This is a genomic window from Aliikangiella aequoris, from assembly GCF_053709105.1.
On sequence record NZ_CM132298.1, the window covers coordinates 850,896 to 871,613 of the forward strand.

Below are 20,718 nucleotides of genomic sequence, written 5' to 3' on the forward strand. Positions count from 1 at the left end.
TTAATTAACCGGCTTTTTGATTCGAGTCTTTTTCAAGTCGCTCAATTTTACGCAAATAAGCATGATAGTTTGCTTCTGACATGACTTCTCGCAAAATGGTTAGTAACAGCGCTTCGGCTTTTTTTTCGCCATATTGAAAAATAAGATAGCCTTTAATCGCATGCATCCAAACCGGCCAGCGAAACTTAATGCGTCCAGATTCTTCAAAAAAATCAAGTCGGTTAGAAAAGAGGTTGGCATGAGAGCCGGCTTTTTCGACTGCATGATCAACCACGCGCCAAATGAAGTCTCGGTCTTTTGAAGTCATTTCGTTAGCCAATAGATAAATCCTTTTAATCAAATGAGATATTAGTATAGTTGAGATATTAAAAGAAAAGAAAGCAATTTTTCCATTGTTTGTACAAAATGTGTTCTATTACTCAGGATATTAAGCGGATTATTTTGCTCGAGGAAACTACCTTAGTAATCGATGAGAGTGAGCCGCATTTTAGTAAGATTTGAAAGTTAAATATTGGTAGACTTGAATAAGTAAGTTGATAAACCAAGGGTTAAAGGGTTAAAGGGTTAAAGGGTTAAAGGGTTAAAGGGTTAAAGGGTTAAGTGACTATGATAAAAGGGTTTAAGTGGGCGAGTTACCCTATAAAGGTGCTCGCTCTGTTGGGGGGAAGTCTTATCGCTGGGTGCAGTGAAGCCCCTCAGGAGTCATTAAGACTGCTTGTTCAGTGTGAAAACCATTACCGCGCAACGAGTTATGTGGTGGCTTTAGATGTTTGTGCCAAAGCTGGTGAATTGGGCGAAGTTGGTGCTCAGTACCGAGTTGCTAATATTTTATACTATGACTTAGCCAAGCAAGGGCGTGACTTGCCCGGAGCTTTCAGTTGGTATAAGCGAGCTGCAGAAAGCGGCTTAATTGAAGCGCAAACAACGGTTGGTTTTGCATACCTTAATGGAGATGGAATTGCCAAGAGTTTACCTGAGGCGGTCAATTGGTTGACTAAATCAGCTGATCAAGGTGATACAGAAGCAGCATTTTCATTAGGTAACATTTATCTTGAAACACCGCTGCGTGACTTATCTACCTCAGTTGACTGGTTTAGACGAGCAGCCAATGCGGGGCATGCTATGAGCGCCAATAATCTCGCTTGGCTGTATGCGACAAGTGAAATTTCAGGCTTTAGAGATGTAAAAAAAGCACGCTTTTGGGCAAAAAGAATTTCCTTGGAAGATACCGAGTCTCCGCAAGACTTAGCTATTTATTTAGACACTATTGCTGCGGTTGAAGCGGCAGATTCACAGTTTGACAAAGCCGTTGAAATACAGCAAAAAGCCATAAGTCATTTGCCAGAGGATGTTGAAGAAGACTTTTTACTGGAGTTTCAGAAGCATTTAGAGTCATATCAAAGTCACCAACCTTGGATTGAGCCAATCAATGAATAATACTTGTAACCAAGACCAAACCATACGCCCGGGCTTATACCAGCATTACAAAGGGAATTTCTATCAAGTGATTTCTACGGTTAGGCACAGCGAGACTGAGGAGGTTTTGGTGTTATACTTTCCGTTGCAAAAAGACTCGCAGCAAGCCCCTAAAAGCTACCCTAAATTACAAGATCCTGCCTTAATGCAATCGCAAAACTTGTGGGTTAGACCACTGCAAATGTTTACCGAGTCGGTGCTTATTAATGGCGTTCAATGTCCACGGTTTAAGTGGGTTAACCTTGGTTGAGTTGCCATTGAGAGCGGTTATTTTTGGTTAGGTGTTAAAAATGAGTAACATTTGTAATAAAACAACGATAGTAAGGACTAAGTTAAGTATGTCTTATAAGCAAACTTGTTTTTGGAGAGCGGGTGAGTATGCTCAACAACTCGGTCAACATGACGTCTATGGCGATTATTGGAGCAAGCCCAAATATGCCAGCCGCTGTAATGAGCGGTAAACGTCGAGAGCAAGAGCTGCTCTTTGAAGAAACGCTCAATCAATATCACCCAATGATTTCTAGGGTAGTGAGTTCTTACGAGCGGAATAAAGCGTTGCAAGAAGAGCTTTACCAAGAAATATCAATGGCTTTATGGAAAGCGCTTGCTCAATTTAATCAACAGTCTGCGCTAAAAACCTATGTGTTAAGTATTTGCCATAAGCGGGCAGTTTCTCATGTTGCAAAATATGCTAAAGAACCCTTCCAAGTAGAAATTGAAGATTTTGATTTTGTTGGTGAAGACTGCCCGAGCGAAAAAATGTCAAAGAATCAAAAAATGCAGAAGTTAGTGCGAGCAATACATTGTTTAGGTATGAGCGACCGCCAATTAGTCACCTTGTCGTTAGAAGGCCTTAGCTATAAAGAAACCGCTGAAATATTGGGGATAAGCGTAAGCAATGTTGGCGCAAAACTCAATCGAGCCAAACAAAAACTCAATCAAATTTTAAGTCAGGGAGAAAGCAATGACTGATCCAAATAATGATTGGGAAACTTTAGCTTCAGAGTGGCAAGCGTATCAGCCAGACATGCGTAAGATCAATCGTAAAACCAATTGGGTTACTTATCGAATGATTGCCATACTCGCTTTGGATCTTGTGATCTTACTGGCTTACTTCCCGTTTGTTTATTACCTTGTTATTTTAGAGGGTGCCAATACTTTAGAAATTATTTGGCACTGTGTGATGGGAGTCTTTATTGTTGTTGGTGTCTTTTTAGATTTTAAAATAAGGCTACCGATTATTAAAAGTCAGGGTAAAACCACCAAAGATATTCTTAATTTATATTTGCAACGGGTAAAAGCGGGCATATTAATTGGAAAAATTGGTTGGCAGTTTTGCCTTGCTGTACTGGTCGTGTTTTTTCTTTGGTTGGGGCTTGATCTAATATTCAACTTAGAGGCTTCTCATCAAGATAACATTGCTGTTGTAACGCTGTTTGTGTGCGTTTGGCTAGGCGGAATTGGCGGGCTGTCGGCTTGGTATCAAAAGAAAAAACAAGCAGAATATTTACGTCTTGAGGCACTATGGAAAGATTTAATTAAATAGCGAGCGTTGTTATTTTTCAGCTTATATGCTATCAATTATTGCCGGTTAAAAAATGATTAAGTAGCTTGAGAGCTTAGCTGCAAAGTTCATTAGAAATGAGAAAATAGGTAGTCCTAATATACTTAAACCTATTAACCCTAGTAATACCATATTGCCATATTGAGCATTCCAACGAACATATTTAAAAGCTAAATCTCTGGATAAGAAATAGGGCATCATGTAGTGGCCGTCGAGCGCACCTATGGGCAATAAATTAAAGAGCATTAAAATTAAGTTAATAAATGCTAAGTACTGTAGAAAATACCTTGGACCCATACTAGTTAAACTGTCTATTCCAAAATGCGCCGCAAAGGCAAGTAAATTAATACTTAAGAATGCCAATATTAAGTTCATTGCCGGCCCCGCCGCACTTATCCAAAATGAGGCTTGTGGAGAGTTAAAATTTCGAGGGTCGGTTGGAACCGGTTTAGCATAACCAAAGCCCACAGTAGCCACCATTAATAAACCAACAGGATCAATATGAGCGACAGGGTTAAGCGTTAACCTGCCCATGCGCTCTGCGGTATTATCGCCAAACTTTTTGGCCGTCCATGCATGTCCAAACTCATGGAATGAAAGCGAGATTATTATGGCAATAAGCAACATAATAAAAATCGCATATTCGCCTTGCATTAAAAGCGTAATCATTATTTTTTAGCCTTAAGGGTTAAATGGTTTAGGGATATAATAAATTTTTGTGTTTGAGCTTTCGCTTTGCTCTACTAAAGTCATGCTACTATACCATTCTTGCTGGGTTAAGTTGGCATAAAGCTTTTTCCATTGATTGGCGTCGCCAGGTTGAACTTTTAAGCGGCACATACGGGTGTTGCAGTTAATCTCTTCTATAAAGTGTGCGTTGCTAGGGTTATTTTGACTAAAGTAGTCACTAATATAGTTTTCATATTGAGCACTCCAGCCATCTTTATTTTGGTTTTGAGAAAAAGACGTTTTAACTTCGGCCAATTGCTCACCCTCTAATTGAATCGCAATGCCTCTGAACCTATCTAAAAACTGATCTTTTATTCGGGTCTCAAAATCTTGCATAGTTAACACTTCAAGTTCCGGCCGTGGCGCAGCTTCTGTGATACTTTGAGAGTCATTGTTTGGCCGTTTATTTTGACTTAACTGCTTGTTGACAGTTTGCAATTGATTGACCTGATTTTTTAAACTGGCAATAGTGTCTGCCTGTTCTTTTAGCTGCAACTCTAAGTGACTAAGGTTGCTCGTTAGCTCTGGCTCAATCCAATCGTTTGCTGCTAAAGAGGCTTCAGTCGATGTTAAGCTATTTTCTGAGTTAGCATTTAAATTGGTTGTAGAATGACCAAATGGCCAAATACCTATAATTAGCCCTAAAGTAAAAACCATTAAAAACTGTAAAGCTTTTATTATCATTAATTTAGTTCTCTAAGTAGTAAACTGAGCGGCATTTTAACAGCTTTGCTTAAGTTTGGTTAGGTAAGTTGTTTAACAAAAAGTGTCGAATATTACCGCCCATTATCAACTCTATTTCTTTCGGGGTAACGCCTAACTTCAATAACTCGTCAACTATAGTGACTAATCCTCGAACTTCCACTATTGCCTTTATTGAACCATCAAAATCAGAGCCTAACGCAACATGTGAAACGCCAATGAGGTTTTTAGTATAAACAATTGCATTGGCAATAGCTTTAGGGTCATTACCGCATACCGCCTGCTTAAACATTGCAATACCAATTAAACCGCCATTTTTAGCTATCGCCTTAAGGTGGTTATCAGACAAGTTACGTCGGTTATTACAAGTCCCTTTAACTCCAGTGTGCGACACTATGACTGGCTTAGTGGCAATAGCTAATACGTCATCTATCATTTGCGGTGAAGCATGTGATAGGTCAACTAAAATATCGCGCCGCTGCATTTCAAGCACTGCCTTACGCCCAAACGGGGTAAGGCCAGACTTGCTCACGCCGTGCGCACTTCCACCTAGCTCATTGTCAAAAAAGTGGGTTAATCCAATCATACGTATGCCAGCGTCATAAAAAAGCTCAAGGTTGCTGAGTTTTCCTTCCAGCGCCTGAGCACCTTCTATACCTAAAAATCCTGCACTATGGCTTTTGTCTTGTGCTCGCAGCTGAATAAATTGGTTTAATTGTTGGGTGTTTCTAATCACATGAAACTTACCTTCTGACTCAAGACTCATCGCATGCAGGTGAGCAGATTGCGCTAAGACTCTTTCGGCCAGCCCAAACCAGCTTTTAATCGGCCGGCCTTGTGCAATAAAAAGCGAAGTAATAATGTCACTATTTGCGTGGTTTTGGTTAAAGTTAAGTCCTTTAGGAACTTTATTCACAATGGTAAAGGCTTGTAATGCAATATTAGCTTCTACCATTCTAGGTATATCACCGTGGCCGTAATCATGCTTATTTAATAAATTACGTTTCCATAATAGTGCGTCACTGTGTAAATCAGCTATAAATGTTAATGACTGATAAAGCTTAAATGCTGGAGCAGAAGCAGAATAGGGATAATGATTAACCGTTTGGTTATACTTTTTGTCGATTATTGTTGGTGAAAAGAAAGTGACGCAGAGATAAGCAGTAACCAAAACGATAACTGCCAACAACAATATTTTTTTTCCTTTTGGTATTCGCATAACGCTTTAGTCTCGTGTAAAGGCTTAATGAAAGAGAGTTTAATTTACTTGATAAGCTCCCTTTTGGTAAAGCTAGTTGCTGCGTTCAAGCCAATATAATATTAAATAAACGGCTAAATATTTGGCACACTCAGCAAGTTTGAGTATTTTTACTTGCTAATTATCAGTGGTTATTTTAACGTGTTTTACTCTCTCATTTAGAGCAATCAACTAAAAATATAAAAAAGTTTAGTAAAATAATAAGGAATAAATTATGAGTGACAATGTATACCAGGCACCGGAGTCAGATATTATCAATCATGAAGCAGTACTAGCTCCGCTTGCCTCACGCTGGGCCAGACTAGGCGCTTCACTAATTGACACGATCATTTTAATGTGTGTCTTGATTCCACTGATGTTTATGACTGGTGGTCTATATACAATCGAAGCCGGCATTGAGCCATCATTGACTTATAATCTAATGATCTCTGCACTACTAATTGTTGCTTTTGTTTTGATTAACGGTGCATTTCTAGTTAGAGATGGACAAACGCTTGGCAAAAAGCTTTTAGGAATTAAAATAACCGATATGCAAGGAAACCTTGCAACTAAAAACCACTTGATAAAGCGTTATGCGGTTTACTTTTTACCGGGGCAAATTCCAGTAGTCGGCCAATTTTTCTCCATTGTGAATATTCTCTTTATTTTTGGAAAAGAAAAGCGTTGTATTCATGACTTAGCTGGCGATACTCAGGTTATAGATAAAAGATAAGTAGCGATAATCAGGCTAGTAATAGACTTCTATCGATAGGATAAAAATGACTGGCAGACTCAATTAATGAGTTTGCCGTTAGTTTTTCTACGCCAAATACGTCTGCACTAACCTGATAGTCTTGGCGAATAGTTTGTATTAAAATATCAAAGTCTCCATCACCCGACAGCAAAATTACCCCGTCTAAATTTTGAGCCGATTTTAGAATGTCGATAGTGATCCCCACATCCCAGTCTCCTTTAGCGGAGCCGTCGCGACGCTGAATGTATGGCTTAACCTTGACATTAAAGCCTATGTGTTTAAGTGCAGATTGAAACTTATGCTGTTGATCATCTTGGTGAGCAATGGCATAAGCATTGGCAACAGCAATGCAGTTATTTTGAGATACCCGACGCCAAAGCTCTCGATAGTTAAATTGTTTGCCATAAGCCTCGCGTGTTGTGTAGTAAATGTTTTGCACATCGACAAATAAACCAATTTTTTTCAAGTGACGGCCTTAAGCTATTTTGTTGGAGGTTGATTAGTCAACACAATACACGAGTTTAGTTAACCGCGTAGACTATTTTTTAGAATAGAATCCTTCAAACAAGACTTTCCAAGTTTTTCCCGCGTCTACAGAAGATTCCCAATATTGCCTAACTCGCCCGTCTTTAAGAGGTGTCCAAGTAATTCGATGTGTTGTCTGTTGTGAAATACCATTTGAGGATTTTCCCGGACGAGTGCCTTTTAACACCATGCTATCTTTTTGCAGGCCGCCATTTAAATAAAGAATGCCGCCGCTAGTATCTATCCAAGTTTGGTGCCATAACTGAGTTTGGTTATCGTAAAAGTTATAACTCTTACCTTCAAAGCCATTTTGTGAGCGCCAATTTTCTGATAAACCGCAGCCGTTTAAAATTGGCTGTATATGATTTATTCCTAGCACTTTTCCTTGCTTATCTTTGACTTCCCATTGACCAACCCAAAAGTCAAATGCTCTATAATGCTGCTGTTGGCAGGCTATATTTAAAGCCGCAGGCGCAGGTTTAGGCGAATTATTATTAGCTGCTAAAGGCGTGCTAGCCAGCATAAATAATCCAATCGTTCCCATGGAAAATAGTTTATCTTTCATTTGAGTTTCCCCCTCTATTTTTACTTTAAGCAGTCTGCTTGACGGTTTGTAAGGCTATTTAAGCATGCTTGCCAAAAGCTTTCCAATGGCTAAGTTTTGAAAGCTAAGGCTAGTGGGTTAGAATGGCCGAAAGGCTAGCTTTAACCAAGAATAGACACTAGGCAATTTAGTGATGTGACCAATTAGAGCAGCTTTAAACCAAATCTTTAAGCACTTATAAACACTATTTGAGTAATAAATGAAGCCAATACCCCACCAAAAAATCGAATCTTACTTAGCCTTTATGCAAGAAATTGAGAAGCTCAAAGGTGTCTTGCGAGCAACTCGGCCAATTGATTTAAAGCGCTATGAAAACTCTGCTGAGCATAGTTGGCAAGTGGCTTTAACCGCCTTGATGTTTAAAGACTTAGCCGATCACGAAGTGAATATTGATAGAGTCATTAAAATGCTCTTAATACACGACTTAGGTGAGATAGATACTGGCGATAGTATTGTTTACTCAAGCGAAGCGCAAGACAATAAAGACTTAGAAGAGCAAGGTGTAAAACGAATTTTAGGCTTGTTGGGCGAGAATAAGCTGAACGAGTTTTTGCCTTTGTGGCAAGAATTTGAAGCCGGAGAAACTGCCGACAGCCAGTTTGCAAGAGCTATCGATCGCATACCGCCGCTATTGCATAACCTAAATGACGACTATCATTCATGGCGCAATCATAACATTCAATTAGAGCAAGTATTGGAGGTTAATAGTCGCATAGAAAAAGCCAGCAAAAGCTTATGGCAGGTATTAAAGACTAAAATTGAAAGTGTCTTTAACCAAGGCTTAGTTCATCCAAAAAACTAAAGTTTTTAGTTGCAGATAGCTTGACGTTAATTAACGCCAAGCTATTGTCAAAAATGCACAAATAAAATTGAAAAGTTTAATTCTGCTTAAATATCGGCATGCATCATTCTTTTAAGCAATGGTGCCATTAACAGGTAAACCGCAGCGGCAGCTAAACCAATTTGAGCCGACAACCAAAATGCGTCTTGGTATTTTGCTAATGCGACTGTGTTATCTACGACTTCACCGGCTAAGGTTTCAAGCGAAGTTAAGCTACTGAGTTGGGCGGCAATAACATTGGCATAGGCTAGGCCAAGAAATAATGCGCCCATCATTAAGCCTACGACTCGTTGCACAGACAACTGAGTAACGGCTGATAATGCAATGGGTGAAAGACTTAACTCGCCGAGCTCTAATACAAAATAAGCGACAACTAAATACCAGGCACTCACTAATCCATTTGCATTTGGCAGTTGGGTAGATATAGCCATTACAACAAAAGAAAGCCCCGCGAATGCGAGCCCTATCGCCATTTTATAAGGTTTACTTGGATTTCTGCCTTTATTGGCCAGCCAAGGCCATAACCATGCGAAAAATGGCGTTAATAAAATAATAAAGAAAGCACCGGTTGAAACTAATTGTGAGGCTTCCCAATTGATTCCTAGCATTTGCCTATCCATTAAACGATCAGAGTAGGCTACCCAGCTACCGTAAGTTTGTTCGTACAGCCCAAAAAATAACAGAATAGCTATCACAAAGCTGAGTAAGGCAATCATTTGATCTCTTTCTACTTGGCTACAGTGCTTAATTAAGAACCAAGCGATGCCGCTTAACATGATTAAAGCGGTTAAATGCATAAACCAAACAACAGGGCTGAAGCCTTCAGTGCCACTAAACAGGGCTATGGCGAGAGAGTGGGTCTGAATTAGGCCCCAAACAAGTACGACACCCACTAGGGCAGCTGCATAAATCCAATATTCAACTTTGATGCTAAACTTTTTTTGGTTTAGTTTGGCAATATCTTTACACTCCGCTTTGCCTTGGAGGTGCTTTTGCCCAAATATAAACACTAACAACCCTAAAAACATGCCAATTCCAGCTAAACCGAATCCATATTTCCAGCCGTAAGTTTCGCCAAGAAACCCGCAAATTAGTGGCGCGAGCCAGGCCCCAACGTTTATGCCAGCGTAAAAAATAGTAAATGCAGAGTCTCGCCTTGGATCTTCTTGCGCGTAGAGGTTGCCTACTATGGTCGAAATGTTGGGTTTTAAAAAGCCAACTCCCATACAAATTAATGCCAGTGAAAAGTAAAACACTTGTAATGCAGACTCATCGCGAACTACTTCGCCGTCAATTAAAGCGGCTTTGTGGCCTTCAAATGCCATGCCTAGGTGACCTAAAACGAGCAAGCTAGCACCAAAAATTACTGCTTTTCGCATGCCTAAATAGCGATCCGCAAGTAGCCCGCCGATTACGGGTAGTGCGTATACTAGCGCGCCATACGCACCGAGTAGGCTATATCCATTTTCATCAGTAAATAGGTGATATTTAATTAGGTAAAGAAATAAAAGTGCTTTCATTCCATAGAATGAAAATCGCTCCCACATTTCGGTTAAAAAGCAGATATAAAGCCCTTTGGGGTGTCCTAAATATTCGACAGTTGGAGCGGTGGGTGAGCTATTTGGCTGCTGCATAGGTGTGATCCGTCAGTCTTGTAATTTTTATTAAAGTGTACCGAGAAATAAACCACTTGGCCATGTTTATACAAGTGGGCGAGGGAACGAGCGGTAAAAAAGCAAAATGTTGCAACAAACAGCGTAGCTATTAGTTTGCTGATTGTTGCAACAAAAGGTTGTGATAAAAAATTGTGATAAAAGACGGCGGTAAGTCTAATCGAAACGGCTTTGGCGTAGTTTATCAAAGGTGATTTGAATTGAAGCAATATGTGATGCTAGCGCTTTCACTAACTGTTCATCGGCAATATTGCGAATGCTCTGACGATAAAAACTCAGTAGCTTACGCTCGTTAAATTCTAGCTCCTCAATAAACTGCGAAGGAAAAGCCAATTGATCTTGCTGTAGTTTCGACTGATACCATTGTGCAATAGACTTTGCCGGTTCATTAATTAGCGGCTTGTGTTTGAGCGTTGCGTAGCTTGCTGCTCTAGACTCAACTAAAGCGCTCAACATGGCTTTTCGCTGCGTTGCCATTTTTAGCATTATATTCCGTAATGTTTTTAGTTGGATTTGCTCCGCGATTGTTTGAAAAAAAATAAAGCTTGTTTCGGTTAGCTTAGCAACCTCAAAAATCACCGTTGGGTCGGTCGCATTTAATCGACCAATTTGCTCTAACTGACGCTCTCCCATAATCAACTCCAAGGTGTACTAAAGCGTTAAAAATTGAAAAAGAGCCCGCCGAAGCGGGCTAAACGACTGGTTAATTACTTCACTGCCAGGCGGTTTTCTACCTTCTTCACTTCAAACGTATTTTTGGCAATTTGTTGTACTAAATCTTTTTCTGCTTCCGACTCAACCGTTCCATTAATTACCACTCGACGATTATCTGTATCAATATCAATTTCGGTGCTATCGATCTCGGTATTTAATAAAAGCTTGGTTGAAATTGCGGTGGTTATTGACGCATCCGTAATATCTGACATTATCGAATCATCATTCGAGTCAGCTTCTTTTTCGCTATCTGCAACAATTAAGCGGTTTTCAACCTCTTTAATACCCTCGACACTTTTAGCAAGTTCAGTTGCAAGATCTTTTTCTACTTCATTGTCAACTTTACCTGTAATAACAGCGACACCATTGGTCACATCGGTTTCAATTTTCAATGGGTTAAGGTGTTCATTAAGAATGATCACTGTGTCAAGCTTACCGTCTAACCAAGCGTCATTCATAGCGCTTTCTGACTTATCATTATTAGCCATTGCTGGAAGCGAAAGTGCTGTTGCCACAACTAAAGGAATAAGCGATTTGTTCATTGAAAATTTCATGCGATTCTCCTTTTATAGTAAACAAAAATTAATTCAGCCATTATTTAAAAGTACATCAATATCGCTGAACCTCACTCTAGGAAAAGCAAAGTGCATGCCACAATTGAAAATAGCTTTTGAAGCCCCAAAATAAAGGTCATATCAAGCTGCTTAGTCACTTTATTGGTTGAAAGTGATACCAGTTAGGTATTAATTACAAAGGAACTTGTTAAAATTACAAGGATGTTTTAAATTAAGTTTCGCTTTCGTTGAGCCAAAAGGAGAATTCAACGTGGTTAGTCCAAGCATGTTATTGCATATTGTCGATAGCTCATTAAATGAGCAATTAAGAACTACTGAGTGCATTACCCAATTTGAAATTGTAAATACAGAGAGCAACGCTTGGATTGAGACATGTGTTAAGAGCGCCTGTGATATTGCTATTGTACAAGTGGATGGCTTTTCTAAACAGGATTACGACGCACTAATAGAAAGCAAAATTTTATCGGAAATTGATGTCATATTTATTAGTAATGGTGAGCCAAACGAAGCCATAGATAACGCCATGTTGCGAGGGGTAACTTATCACTTAAGATTGCCCATTGATTTTAAAGTGTTAAAAGAGCTTTTAGATGAATTATACCAAGAGGTAAGTCAGCATAAGGCATCTTCCTCTAAGGCGATTAAAAGCGAGCTTGATCAGTTTGGCTTACTAGTTGGCTCTTCTGCAGTAATGCGCCGTTTGTATCGAGTTATTCGTAAAGCTGCTGACTCAAATACTAACGTATTTATTGTAGGAGAAAGCGGCGCGGGCAAAGAGCTAGTTGCGCACACCATTCATTTAGCTAGTTCACGCTCTGAAAAACCATTTATTGCCATTAATTGCGGAGCATTAAGTCCCGAGTTAATAGAAAGTGAACTTTTTGGACATGTTAAAGGATCGTTTACAGGGGCTAATAAAGATAGAAGCGGCGTGTTTGAACAAGCCGACGGTGGCACGCTGTTTTTAGATGAAGTAACAGAAATGCCTATTGAGCACCAAGTGAAATTGTTACGCGTGTTAGAGTCAAATGAATATCGGCCAGTTGGAAGTGAAAAAGTAAAACTAGCCAATGTAAGAGTAATAGCGGCAACTAACCGTGAAGCATCCGAAGCGATTAAAAATGAATTGTTCAGAGAAGATTTATATTTTCGTTTAGCTCATTTCCCTATTAGAGTTCCGCCGCTTCGAGATAGAGGTAGTGATATTTTAGGCTTAGCCAATCATTTTTTAGCTTATAGAAATGCTGAAGAAGATAGCGCTAAAGGCTTTACTGCTAATGCAATAAGTAAAATATCTGAATACGACTGGCCAGGTAATGTGCGAGAGCTAAAACACGCAATAGAAAGGGCATTTATATTAGCTGAAGATATGATTGACTCTGAACACTTAATTCTAGAAGATGAGTTAAGGGGAGAATCACAGTCTGTTACTCAAACTGTACCTTCAGGTATTCCGCTAGAAGAAATTGAACGACGAGCAATAGAAAAAACTCTGCAAGACAACGAAGGAAACAAATCAGAAACCGCTGAGCAGTTAGGAATAAGTGTAAAAACCTTGTACAACAAATTAGAAAAATACGATAAAGCCGAGTAATGATATTACTAATACAACTAGAACAAATAAGCTAAAACCAAATAAGCAAACCAAAGTGCTCATGCCAATAGAAACGCAGGATTAACCTGCGTTTCTATTAACTATGTTTTAGCAGTCTTTGTCTTTAGCATCAACGGTGTCTTTAACTTTTTCGCAAGCATCTTCTATTTCATTACCTACGTCTTTAGCGATCTCGTCGACTTTTTCTCCTGCTTTTTCTGCTGGACCTTGTTCTTCACACGCGCTTAGGAACAATACTAATACTAATGATAATGGGTATAATAATTTCATTTTTTTTCTCCTAGTTTAAAAGTTGCAATTAACTGTAAGCTATAAAGTCTGAAAAATACTAAGCTGTATTTGGTTTGAACTGTGCGGGTGATTTAAACCGGTGGCTGTTTTCCTCCAACCACTCGCATAACCATTGAAATAACAAACAGGACGATAAATAAAAAAAACAATAGTTTTGCGATACCTGTTGCAGTACCTGCGATACCGCCAAACCCTAATACCGCCGCGATAAGTGCGATAACCAAAAATGTGATTGACCAAGATAACATCGACATCCTCCTTATAGGTTAGCTTGTTACTAACTAGCTTGTTAATTACTAGCTTGTTAGTAACGTGATTGTTAATGCATCAAGCGAAAACTGTGCCAGCAATTAAAGTAAAACGGTTTAATCGCTGCAGAGCTTGTATTTAAAAGCTCTTGGAGAGGCAATAGAAATTAGCGCTGCTGCAATGCCGCTGGTTAAATTTGTTTTTTTGAAATAGTTTCAAGGTTGTCGGTAAAAATTATCAACTTGCGCAACTAGCTAGCTACTCGATGAGGCAGATACGGGTTATTGATAACCTATGGTTGTTCAAGTAATTGTCATGTGAGTTAGCTGTTTTAAAGGGGGGAGTGCGTATTCACATAAAAACTTTTGTGTGTTGGCACGTTGATTGCTTTTGCTTGAGTAAGCGTTTCAAAAACGTTTGTGTACTCTAAAGTTATTGAGATTGTAAAAAACTTTGGTTTTTGCAAATGGCTAAGGTTATTAAAAATCACAAAGCATTAGAGTGAACTATATAAACTGTTAACTAAAGGAGTTTTACTATGGCTAATCAACAGAGAGCAAACACACAATCAGAATCTATGACGGACTCTATTAACTCTCCGTGGACAGATAAAACCACTCATAAGTTACATGAATCTGTTGACAAAGTTGCAAGCAAAGCGTCAGTTGCTGAAAGTAGCCTGCGAGATGCTGCAGCTAAATCGAAAGAAAACGTTACCGATAAAAGCGCTCAATTGCAAAGTCAATTAAAGGCTTCTGCAGATCAAGCCAAAACAATAGCAAAAAAGAATCCTTTAGCAACAGCGGGCATCGCTTTTGCTGCTGGCGTACTAGTTTCATCATTGTTAAGCCGCCGTTCTTAAGATCCTCGGGAGTGTCTATGAACACGCAATCAGCGAGTCAATCGGAGGCCGCGGAAGAAAAAGTAGATGTGTCTAGCGACACATCTACGTTGCTTTCTGAGCTTAAGCTTTTAACATCGCAAATTTACGAATGCTATCGCTATAAAATCGATTTACACTGCAAGCTGCTAAAAAACGAGTGGGAAATGAGCCTTGATAGTGCTGCTTTTGCGCTTGCTCTATTACTAATTTTTAGCGCCATTGTAATGACTGGTTGGATCGTAATTAGTGTCGCGATAGGTGCTGCGCTTTACTCATTTGGACTTAGCATTCCCGTCGTGTTGTGCGCGCTCTTATTGATACAAATTGTATTAGGCGCAATAGTTTGGCGCCTGATAAAGCTTACTATCATGAAGATTGGTTTTAGCAAAAGTTTAAGCTATCTTCGCACTAAGAGTGAGCAATAGCGAGAGGCTTTAATCGACTGAATAGAGGGATATTTAAAAATGATGTTATTAAATTTTTGGAAAAAAAATAGCCTTAAACAACAGCAGCAAAAATACTTGCTAAAGCAAATTGAACTAAACGCTGAGCTGATTAAGCAAATAAAAGCGCAAAGTAAACAAAAAGGCGAGGCACTGTTAACAACGCCGACAGGTTTGGCGGCCAGTTTCGCTGTAGGCGTAATGGGGCATCAAGCATGCAAAAGGCAAACATTAAGCGAAAAATCACTGCCATTCTCATGGCTTAAAATAGCGTCACTATTATCCTTGCCAGCTACTCAGGTAAAATAACTAGCTATACATCGGTGTGATTATAGCTTTTGGAATAATCAATTCAGCGAGAAATAAAAGTTGCAAAGTTAGAGTCGCGCTCTAGCTGCAAATTGCGATATCCTGCGCTAATGACATTGGCGTTGTTAATCGATAGATAATCTTTAGTACGCATTTTTATTAGCAAGTTATGCGTGCCACCATTAAAAATAATATGATTATTCTCAATGAGCTTGTCAGCAATAAATATTTCTATATTATACAGCCGACCAAACGGTGGCATAGCGCCAGCTTCACATAACGGGAAGCGGTTAATAAAATGTGACTCAGGGGCCAAAGTTAAATTGGGTAAGCCGAGAATTTGGCGTAGCTCGCTTTTAACCACTGATGTTTGTGCAGGAATTACAAGTAGCGCTAGTGAGTCAGTAAACACCGAAATTTGTGCGTGAGCGAACTTTGTTTTTGATTGCTGTTCACGCTCAATAACGACAACTTTACTCAGCTCTTTACCGCTTATTTGAGCAGTTTCTGCAGTTTCTTGTGCAGTAAAAGTTGTCGCATGTGGTATTAAAGTATAGTCGATTAACAGTGAATCTAAATACTCTATAGGACTAATGGAATACATGTTGCCTCCCAGCATCTTGCACAAAGAGAGATGGTTTATTTTACTCCCATCGTACCTTTAAACCAGAATTATCAATCACTGAGAACCTAATCATTCTAAACGCATGTAATTAATCACTTCTAGTTATTAACTATCGAACGCCGCTATAATTTTGATGCTAGTCTACATAAGAGTTTTGCTATGCTTAGCCAAGCTTGTGGGCTTTTTTAGCATAGTGAGTTGCAGCGTGAGTTGTAGTTTCTAGCCAAAGTCTTTTGCTTAAGCTTGCAAGTGATTCTTTTTCTAAACTGACTAACCATTTCGCCACTGCGCAAGCGACGTTGGGATAAATTATTGGTTGGTGAAGTGGTTGAGTTAACCATTTTTCTAAAGCTCCTTGAGAGAAGTCGTGAATTATTGTTGCGCGATTTAGTCGACGCAGGGCTAATGCATTGGATTGCTGTTCCATTTGTCCGTTAAGCGGTAATAACAGTAGCTTTTGTCCATATTGAATCGCTTCACTTGGTAACTCAAAGCCTGCTGCAGTAATCACTCCGCCGCAGTTTGCTTGCATCGTTAAAAAGTGTTTTCGAGAAAATGGTAAAATATGAATATGCTTGAATCCGCTGGGTTTAGTTTCACCATGAAAAATATAAAATTCGAATTGGGTGAAGTGGCTAAACCACTCGACGAGCTTTTCACTATCACAAAAAGGGAAGTAGACTAAAATTTTATTTGGGATTAATTGAGTTAAATTGGTTGGCTTTTCAACGATTGGTGGAAGTAGGCTCTGATCAAACGCGTCCCAATGTAATCCCATAGGAAATGATACGGGTGCAAAGTGTTTTAACACTAAACTGGCGATCAAGCTTTTACCTGCAATAGGAATATCTTTTTGAAAGGCCATTTGGTGTGAAAGGCCATAGGTTTTGATTTTTTTTATTTTTGCAGACCAAGCAGTAATGGGTTCGAAGTCATTGATAATAATATCGTAGCCAGTAAAATCAAAAGACAAAACATCATAAACAAAACTAAACAGATTATTTTTAAAAATGGTTTTAATATGATCAACTTTCCCATTCCGTATTGAAAATGTTAAACCTTTTAAGCATTTAAAATCACCAAATATTTGCATATCAAACAGTGAGTCCCTGTCTCTACCGGTAAAGACCCAGTCAACCTCTATATGTAGTGCTTTAAACACTTTAGCCATGACTCTTGCCCGCGTTATGTGGCCGTTACCGGTTGCCTGAACCGCATAAAGTACTTTCATATTTAATTTCTAACTCTCTATTAGCTTAAAAAGCATCGCTGAATCCGTTAACCTAGATTGAGTAAAGTTATCGCTTGATAGCTCACTAATGTACTCACTAAACCTAGGGCCATGCCGGCTAGTATGTCGCCGGGATAATGTACGCCGAGCAAAACACGGGACGCACCAATAGATAAAGCCCAAACTAAGCTAAGCGCGATAAATTCTGGAAAAAACAAAGCCATTTGAGTTGCCATGACAAAGGCGGCTGCTGTATGCCCCGATGGAAAACTAAATTGATCGGATGGTTTTATTTGCGCCATAAACGCGGGCAATGAATCTTGCGGCCTATTTCGTTTAAAGGTTTTTTTCAATCCGACATACAACGGAACTTGAATCGCATAGGCTATTAAGCAAGCGTTAAAAAATTTTAAGTTAGCGTGAAAATCAATGCTTAATGCGGCAAAAGCAATCACCGCATAAAGCCAGCCATCACCACTAAAAGAGACTGCTCGAACGAGTTTAAATTTAAGGCGTTTACAGCAGTGGTTTTGAATCCATAAAAAAAGAGAAGTATCAATAGCTTGAAATTGTGCTTTTAAAGAGGTTGGCATGTTAATACTCCTTATATCACTGGTGGTGTTTCAATTATCTTGGTGTGCATAAGGAGAACTTAACGCGAGATTGTGACTGAAAAATGACCAGTTTGTTAAGTAAGCATGACAGCTTGGTGTGTCCCCCTGTTTTATGGCATAGAAGTGAAAGTTAATATCCAGGTTAACCTACTGATTCAAAAAGGTAATCGTGAAAACAGCAAGCTTCTGGCAAATTTCTTAGAAATAGTCTTTGGAAAAATACAAAGAGTTGGCGATAATACGCAACCAATTCTTCAATTAAAAAGTTGTCTATGTGGTTTCGAAATTTATATTTATATCGTTTAACAACACCATTTGAGCTATCACCAGAAGTTTTGTCTGAAAGGCTGGCAGAAAAGCGCTTTGCGCCTTGTGCAAGACAGGCAGAAGAAAGTGTCGGCTGGGTGTCACCAATTCACCGTTCGCGAGAGTATTTGGTACATGCCGCAGCGGGCTGTATTTTAATTTGTATGCGCCGTGAACAAAAGGTTATTCCCGCAAGCGCGGTAAAAGAAGAGCTTGAAGAGCGTGTACATACTATTCAAAAAGAGTTTGGGCGTAAGGTTTACTCGAAAGAAAAGCAGTCTTTGAAGGAAGATATTTTGAGTAAAATGCTACCTCAAGCTTTTGTGCGTTCTAGCCACATTACAGCCTATATTGATACCAAACGCGGCTATTTAGTTTTAAATGCAGGAAGTGACACTATTGCGGACACGTTTTTAGAGCTTTTAGTGGAAACTATTGGTTCTATCGGCGCGGTGCGTTTAGTTAGTGAGGAAAATCCGGCAATCATCCTCAATGGGTGGTTAGAGAACGGAATGCCTGAAGGGTGGGAGTTGAGCGGCGAATACGAGTTTAAAGATCCGAAAGATGAACGAGTAGCAAAGTTTAAAGATAACGAAAGCGAAAATAATGTTATCGGCGATTTACTTGAAGATGGTTACTGGGTGAACAAGCTTGGCTTTCGCTATAAAGGGCAGTTTAAAGGAATAATCACCCCAGATTTACAAATTAAATCAGTTAAGTTTATGGATGAGTTACTAGCAGAAAACGAAGATGTTGACGGTGAAGATGAGTTAGTACGTTTCGACGCCGACTTTGCATTAATGACTCGCTCACTCGGTGACTTCGCGCAAGATTTAATCGAGTTACTTAAAGTTAACCAAAGCAATTAATGTGAAATAATACTGATGAAAGTTATGCCACACTCAGATGCGGTCTTTTCATATCAAGGCGCTTGTGGCTGTGGTAACTTAAGCTATCAGTTAGCATTAACGCAGCCATTAAAAAACTACCTTGCTCGCTATTGTGACTGTGACTTTTGCCAGCAACATCAGCTGGCCTACCTTTCTGACCCAGCGGGCAGCTGTCGTTTATATATTAGCAACCCGGTTAATCGAATTAAGCAAGGTTCGGAGCAAGCCGAGTTTATCCAGTGTGAAAACTGCAAAATCATTATTGCCGTAACCGTAAAATTTAATGATGATTTAATTGGCGCGGTAAACGTCAACGCCCTTGTTGATAATGCCGAGTCTCTCCAGAAAGTTAATGTCTCTCCTAAGCAACTCAATGCTTCAACAAAACTTGCCCGTTGGCAACAAGCATGGATGAAATTTATAGTGCTGCAGTGATTGGAATAAAAAGTCAGTTTAAATCGAGTAGATAAACTCTATCTTTGCAAGTCTAGCCAGGAATTTATAACCAGAAATTTATAGCAAGCACTTGCTAATTCAATTCTGGTAGCATCGTTTAGTTCAAGTTGTGGCAGTATCTATTTTTATGCCTGATTTCAGGTACCTGTTTTAGTTTTGCTATTTTGCCATAGCGACTTCTAGTGAAAACTACAAGGGGATAGGTATCGGGAATAACCAAAGTAAATGCTAAAAAGCAAAATACTAATGAGCAGCTTAAGCCTCAACACCTATTCCTATCACTATAATATGTTTTTGATTTAACTAAAGCTTTCTAAAACTAAGATAAAAAAGAAAATAACGGTCAGAATTGGTGACAACTAGCGTGTCGGTTTCTGACCGTAAACACGGCCTAATTGAGCTGGTTTAGCCGGTTTCTATAGTTGGTTAATGTTAATTTTTCCATTAACGTTATCAATTTTTACTTGGGTTGTGCCTTTGCCAAGCTGACCACGCATGCTGCTACCTACATATTTTCCCCGATTGACGGCTAACCCAAACTGGTTCGTAATCCGACCGCTAACGGTTTCAATATCAAATGTCGCGCTTAAGTCGCTAGGCAATGATAGCTGAATGTTGCCATTTACCGACTCAAAGTTAATGAACTCTACTTGTGATAGGTCACTAAAAACCACTTCGGCATTGCCGTTGACCATGTCGACCTGAGTTGAACTAGCAGTTGAGTCTGAATTTAGGTTGCCATTAACAAGCTCTGCTTTAAGCTTGCCTGTGACACGACTTAGATTCAGATCACCGTTGACTAAGCTAATTCCATTTAAATTGACGTCATTTGGTACGCTTAGGGTGTAAGTCACACTGGATCGCTGGTGTTTTTTATAGTCGTTTTCATAGTTTTCTTTATAGTGGGTCGCTACGCTCAGCTGGGCTTTAGATTGTTTAATTCTCACTTCAATTCTATCGAGTAAGGCAGAGTCTGAAGCTTCGATTAATGCCGTTAAGTTCACTTGGTTACAGTTGCAGCCTGTAATTGTGACATTCCCGTTGATGTTAGATAGCGAGATCTTGCCGTCTAAATCAAACGCAAACTGTTTTTCTACGACTCGAGTAACATCAGCATTTGCAATAGCTGTGAAGCTGCTAAGTGCGATGGTGCAACTCAGCATTAAGTTACTCAAAGCGTGCTTTAATCGAGGTTTAAGGTGATTGCTCGTTGTTTGATGGGTTGGCATAGACTCTTCCTTACACTTTAGGTTGTTTAAATAAATGTTTTTTATTCTCGTGTTGGGTGCTTAAGTGCGTGACAGAAACTTACTATCGAGGGTTTAGTCATGCTGACAACCAATACACTAATATGACTTGTGATTTGCCATAATGGTTGGCAAAATATTTCAAATAAGATCAAAATCAGCGGT

At 39.4% G+C, this 20,718-nt stretch carries 27 protein-coding genes; 12 read left to right on the forward strand and 15 right to left on the reverse strand.

The genetic code is table 11. The features are described 5' to 3' along the window. Positions 1 to 4: 4 nt before the first annotated feature. Complete coding sequence (locus ACUR5C_RS03780; RefSeq protein ID WP_454467024.1) at positions 5 to 307, reverse strand: hypothetical protein; 303 nt, start codon at positions 305 to 307, stop codon at positions 5 to 7. 299 nt (positions 308 to 606) lie between these two features. Here ACUR5C_RS03780 and ACUR5C_RS03785 point away from each other — a divergent pair, with 299 nt between their 5' ends. From ACUR5C_RS03785 to ACUR5C_RS03800, 4 genes are all read left to right on the forward strand, one after another. After that, entirely contained in the window at positions 607 to 1,437 is an 831-nt protein-coding gene (locus tag ACUR5C_RS03785; RefSeq protein WP_454467863.1) for a tetratricopeptide repeat protein, read from the forward strand. After that, positions 1,430 to 1,726 carry a DUF1653 domain-containing protein gene (locus ACUR5C_RS03790; RefSeq protein WP_454467025.1) on the forward strand — a complete coding sequence of 99 codons (297 nt, stop codon included), beginning with the start codon at positions 1,430 to 1,432 and terminating at the stop codon, positions 1,724 to 1,726. Before ACUR5C_RS03785 ends, ACUR5C_RS03790 begins: the two co-directional genes overlap by 8 nt. Before the next feature lie 128 nt (positions 1,727 to 1,854). Continuing rightward, the gene (locus ACUR5C_RS03795; RefSeq protein ID WP_454467864.1) at positions 1,855 to 2,448 is read left to right on the forward strand and encodes an RNA polymerase sigma factor; all 594 of its coding nucleotides are present in this window, start codon (positions 1,855 to 1,857) and stop codon (positions 2,446 to 2,448) included. Beyond that, positions 2,441 to 3,022: a hypothetical protein gene (locus ACUR5C_RS03800; RefSeq protein ID WP_454467026.1), complete on the forward strand. Its 582-nt coding sequence runs from the start codon at positions 2,441 to 2,443 to the stop codon at positions 3,020 to 3,022. The genes ACUR5C_RS03795 and ACUR5C_RS03800 overlap by 8 nt, the downstream gene beginning before the upstream one ends. 45 nt (positions 3,023 to 3,067) lie before the next feature. On the opposite strand, the gene ACUR5C_RS03805 is transcribed toward ACUR5C_RS03800, so the two are convergent. Genes ACUR5C_RS03805 through ACUR5C_RS03815 form a run of 3 tightly spaced genes read right to left on the reverse strand, consistent with a single transcriptional unit; the run spans position 3,068 to position 5,690 of the window. Next, on the reverse strand, positions 3,068 to 3,709 hold the full coding sequence (locus ACUR5C_RS03805; protein WP_454467027.1) for a site-2 protease family protein: 642 nt from the start codon (positions 3,707 to 3,709) through the stop codon (positions 3,068 to 3,070). A gap of 12 nt (positions 3,710 to 3,721) precedes the next feature. Next, positions 3,722 to 4,453, reverse strand: a complete 732-nt coding sequence (locus tag ACUR5C_RS03810; RefSeq protein ID WP_454467028.1) for a hypothetical protein — start codon at positions 4,451 to 4,453, stop codon at positions 3,722 to 3,724. 49 nt (positions 4,454 to 4,502) lie between these two features. After that, on the reverse strand, positions 4,503 to 5,690 hold the full coding sequence (locus tag ACUR5C_RS03815; protein ID WP_454467029.1) for a dipeptidase: 1,188 nt from the start codon (positions 5,688 to 5,690) through the stop codon (positions 4,503 to 4,505). 253 nt (positions 5,691 to 5,943) lie between these two features. Here ACUR5C_RS03815 and ACUR5C_RS03820 point away from each other — a divergent pair, with 253 nt between their 5' ends. Next, complete coding sequence (locus tag ACUR5C_RS03820; RefSeq protein ID WP_454467030.1) at positions 5,944 to 6,441, forward strand: RDD family protein; 498 nt, start codon at positions 5,944 to 5,946, stop codon at positions 6,439 to 6,441. Between the two features lie 10 nt (positions 6,442 to 6,451). Here ACUR5C_RS03820 and ACUR5C_RS03825 read toward each other — a convergent pair whose 3' ends face one another. After that, on the reverse strand, positions 6,452 to 6,928 hold the full coding sequence (locus tag ACUR5C_RS03825) for a LabA-like NYN domain-containing protein (protein ID WP_454467031.1): 477 nt from the start codon (positions 6,926 to 6,928) through the stop codon (positions 6,452 to 6,454). Positions 6,929 to 7,000: 72 nt separating this feature from the next. After that, positions 7,001 to 7,552, reverse strand: a complete 552-nt coding sequence (locus tag ACUR5C_RS03830; protein ID WP_454467032.1) for a hypothetical protein — start codon at positions 7,550 to 7,552, stop codon at positions 7,001 to 7,003. 238 nt (positions 7,553 to 7,790) lie between these two features. Between ACUR5C_RS03830 and ACUR5C_RS03835 the strand changes: the two genes are divergently transcribed. Next, a complete protein-coding gene (locus ACUR5C_RS03835; RefSeq protein ID WP_454467033.1) occupies positions 7,791 to 8,393 on the forward strand; it encodes an HD domain-containing protein in 603 nt (200 codons plus the stop codon). Between the two features lie 86 nt (positions 8,394 to 8,479). On the opposite strand, the gene ACUR5C_RS03840 is transcribed toward ACUR5C_RS03835, so the two are convergent. From ACUR5C_RS03840 to ACUR5C_RS03850, 3 genes are all read right to left on the reverse strand, one after another. Next, complete coding sequence (locus tag ACUR5C_RS03840) at positions 8,480 to 10,066, reverse strand: peptide MFS transporter (protein ID WP_454467034.1); 1,587 nt, start codon at positions 10,064 to 10,066, stop codon at positions 8,480 to 8,482. 195 nt (positions 10,067 to 10,261) lie between these two features. After that, positions 10,262 to 10,738 (reverse strand): hypothetical protein, encoded by a 477-nt coding sequence (locus tag ACUR5C_RS03845; protein WP_454467035.1) that lies wholly within the window; start codon positions 10,736 to 10,738, stop codon positions 10,262 to 10,264. 74 nt (positions 10,739 to 10,812) lie between these two features. Then, positions 10,813 to 11,373 carry a BON domain-containing protein gene (locus tag ACUR5C_RS03850; protein WP_454467036.1) on the reverse strand — a complete coding sequence of 187 codons (561 nt, stop codon included), beginning with the start codon at positions 11,371 to 11,373 and terminating at the stop codon, positions 10,813 to 10,815. A gap of 271 nt (positions 11,374 to 11,644) precedes the next feature. Here ACUR5C_RS03850 and ACUR5C_RS03855 point away from each other — a divergent pair, with 271 nt between their 5' ends. Further along, positions 11,645 to 12,988, forward strand: a complete 1,344-nt coding sequence (locus tag ACUR5C_RS03855; RefSeq protein WP_454467037.1) for a sigma-54 interaction domain-containing protein — start codon at positions 11,645 to 11,647, stop codon at positions 12,986 to 12,988. Between the two features lie 108 nt (positions 12,989 to 13,096). Here ACUR5C_RS03855 and ACUR5C_RS03860 read toward each other — a convergent pair whose 3' ends face one another. Further along, entirely contained in the window at positions 13,097 to 13,279 is a 183-nt protein-coding gene (locus tag ACUR5C_RS03860) for a hypothetical protein (RefSeq protein WP_454467038.1), read from the reverse strand. 92 nt (positions 13,280 to 13,371) lie between these two features. After that, positions 13,372 to 13,548: a DUF1328 domain-containing protein gene (locus tag ACUR5C_RS03865; RefSeq protein ID WP_454467039.1), complete on the reverse strand. Its 177-nt coding sequence runs from the start codon at positions 13,546 to 13,548 to the stop codon at positions 13,372 to 13,374. 539 nt (positions 13,549 to 14,087) lie between these two features. On the opposite strand from ACUR5C_RS03865, the gene ACUR5C_RS03870 reads away from it, so the two are divergent. Genes ACUR5C_RS03870 through ACUR5C_RS03880 form a run of 3 tightly spaced genes read left to right on the forward strand, consistent with a single transcriptional unit; the run spans position 14,088 to position 15,184 of the window. Further along, the gene (locus ACUR5C_RS03870; RefSeq protein WP_454467040.1) at positions 14,088 to 14,411 is read left to right on the forward strand and encodes a hypothetical protein; all 324 of its coding nucleotides are present in this window, start codon (positions 14,088 to 14,090) and stop codon (positions 14,409 to 14,411) included. A gap of 17 nt (positions 14,412 to 14,428) precedes the next feature. After that, the gene (locus ACUR5C_RS03875; protein ID WP_454467041.1) at positions 14,429 to 14,857 is read left to right on the forward strand and encodes a hypothetical protein; all 429 of its coding nucleotides are present in this window, start codon (positions 14,429 to 14,431) and stop codon (positions 14,855 to 14,857) included. Positions 14,858 to 14,896: 39 nt separating this feature from the next. Further along, positions 14,897 to 15,184: a hypothetical protein gene (locus tag ACUR5C_RS03880; protein WP_454467042.1), complete on the forward strand. Its 288-nt coding sequence runs from the start codon at positions 14,897 to 14,899 to the stop codon at positions 15,182 to 15,184. A gap of 43 nt (positions 15,185 to 15,227) precedes the next feature. Here ACUR5C_RS03880 and ACUR5C_RS03885 read toward each other — a convergent pair whose 3' ends face one another. The 3 genes from ACUR5C_RS03885 to ACUR5C_RS03895 all read right to left on the reverse strand — a co-directional run bounded on the left by ACUR5C_RS03885 (position 15,228) and on the right by ACUR5C_RS03895 (position 17,633). After that, complete coding sequence (locus tag ACUR5C_RS03885) at positions 15,228 to 15,788, reverse strand: aminoacyl-tRNA deacylase (RefSeq protein WP_454467043.1); 561 nt, start codon at positions 15,786 to 15,788, stop codon at positions 15,228 to 15,230. Between the two features lie 184 nt (positions 15,789 to 15,972). Then, a complete protein-coding gene (locus ACUR5C_RS03890) occupies positions 15,973 to 17,040 on the reverse strand; it encodes a glycosyltransferase family protein (protein ID WP_454467044.1) in 1,068 nt (355 codons plus the stop codon). A gap of 47 nt (positions 17,041 to 17,087) precedes the next feature. Next, positions 17,088 to 17,633, reverse strand: a complete 546-nt coding sequence (locus ACUR5C_RS03895; protein ID WP_454467045.1) for a phosphatase PAP2 family protein — start codon at positions 17,631 to 17,633, stop codon at positions 17,088 to 17,090. 293 nt (positions 17,634 to 17,926) lie between these two features. On the opposite strand from ACUR5C_RS03895, the gene ACUR5C_RS03900 reads away from it, so the two are divergent. Next, a complete protein-coding gene (locus ACUR5C_RS03900; protein WP_454467046.1) occupies positions 17,927 to 18,829 on the forward strand; it encodes a recombination-associated protein RdgC in 903 nt (300 codons plus the stop codon). A gap of 24 nt (positions 18,830 to 18,853) precedes the next feature. Then, the gene (locus tag ACUR5C_RS03905) at positions 18,854 to 19,285 is read left to right on the forward strand and encodes a hypothetical protein (protein ID WP_454467047.1); all 432 of its coding nucleotides are present in this window, start codon (positions 18,854 to 18,856) and stop codon (positions 19,283 to 19,285) included. Positions 19,286 to 19,722: 437 nt separating this feature from the next. Here the strand turns inward: ACUR5C_RS03905 and ACUR5C_RS03910 are convergent, their stop codons facing one another. Continuing rightward, positions 19,723 to 20,535, reverse strand: coding sequence for a DUF4097 family beta strand repeat-containing protein (locus ACUR5C_RS03910; protein ID WP_454467048.1), 813 nt, complete (start codon positions 20,533 to 20,535; stop codon positions 19,723 to 19,725). Between the last annotated feature and the right edge of the window lie 183 nt (positions 20,536 to 20,718).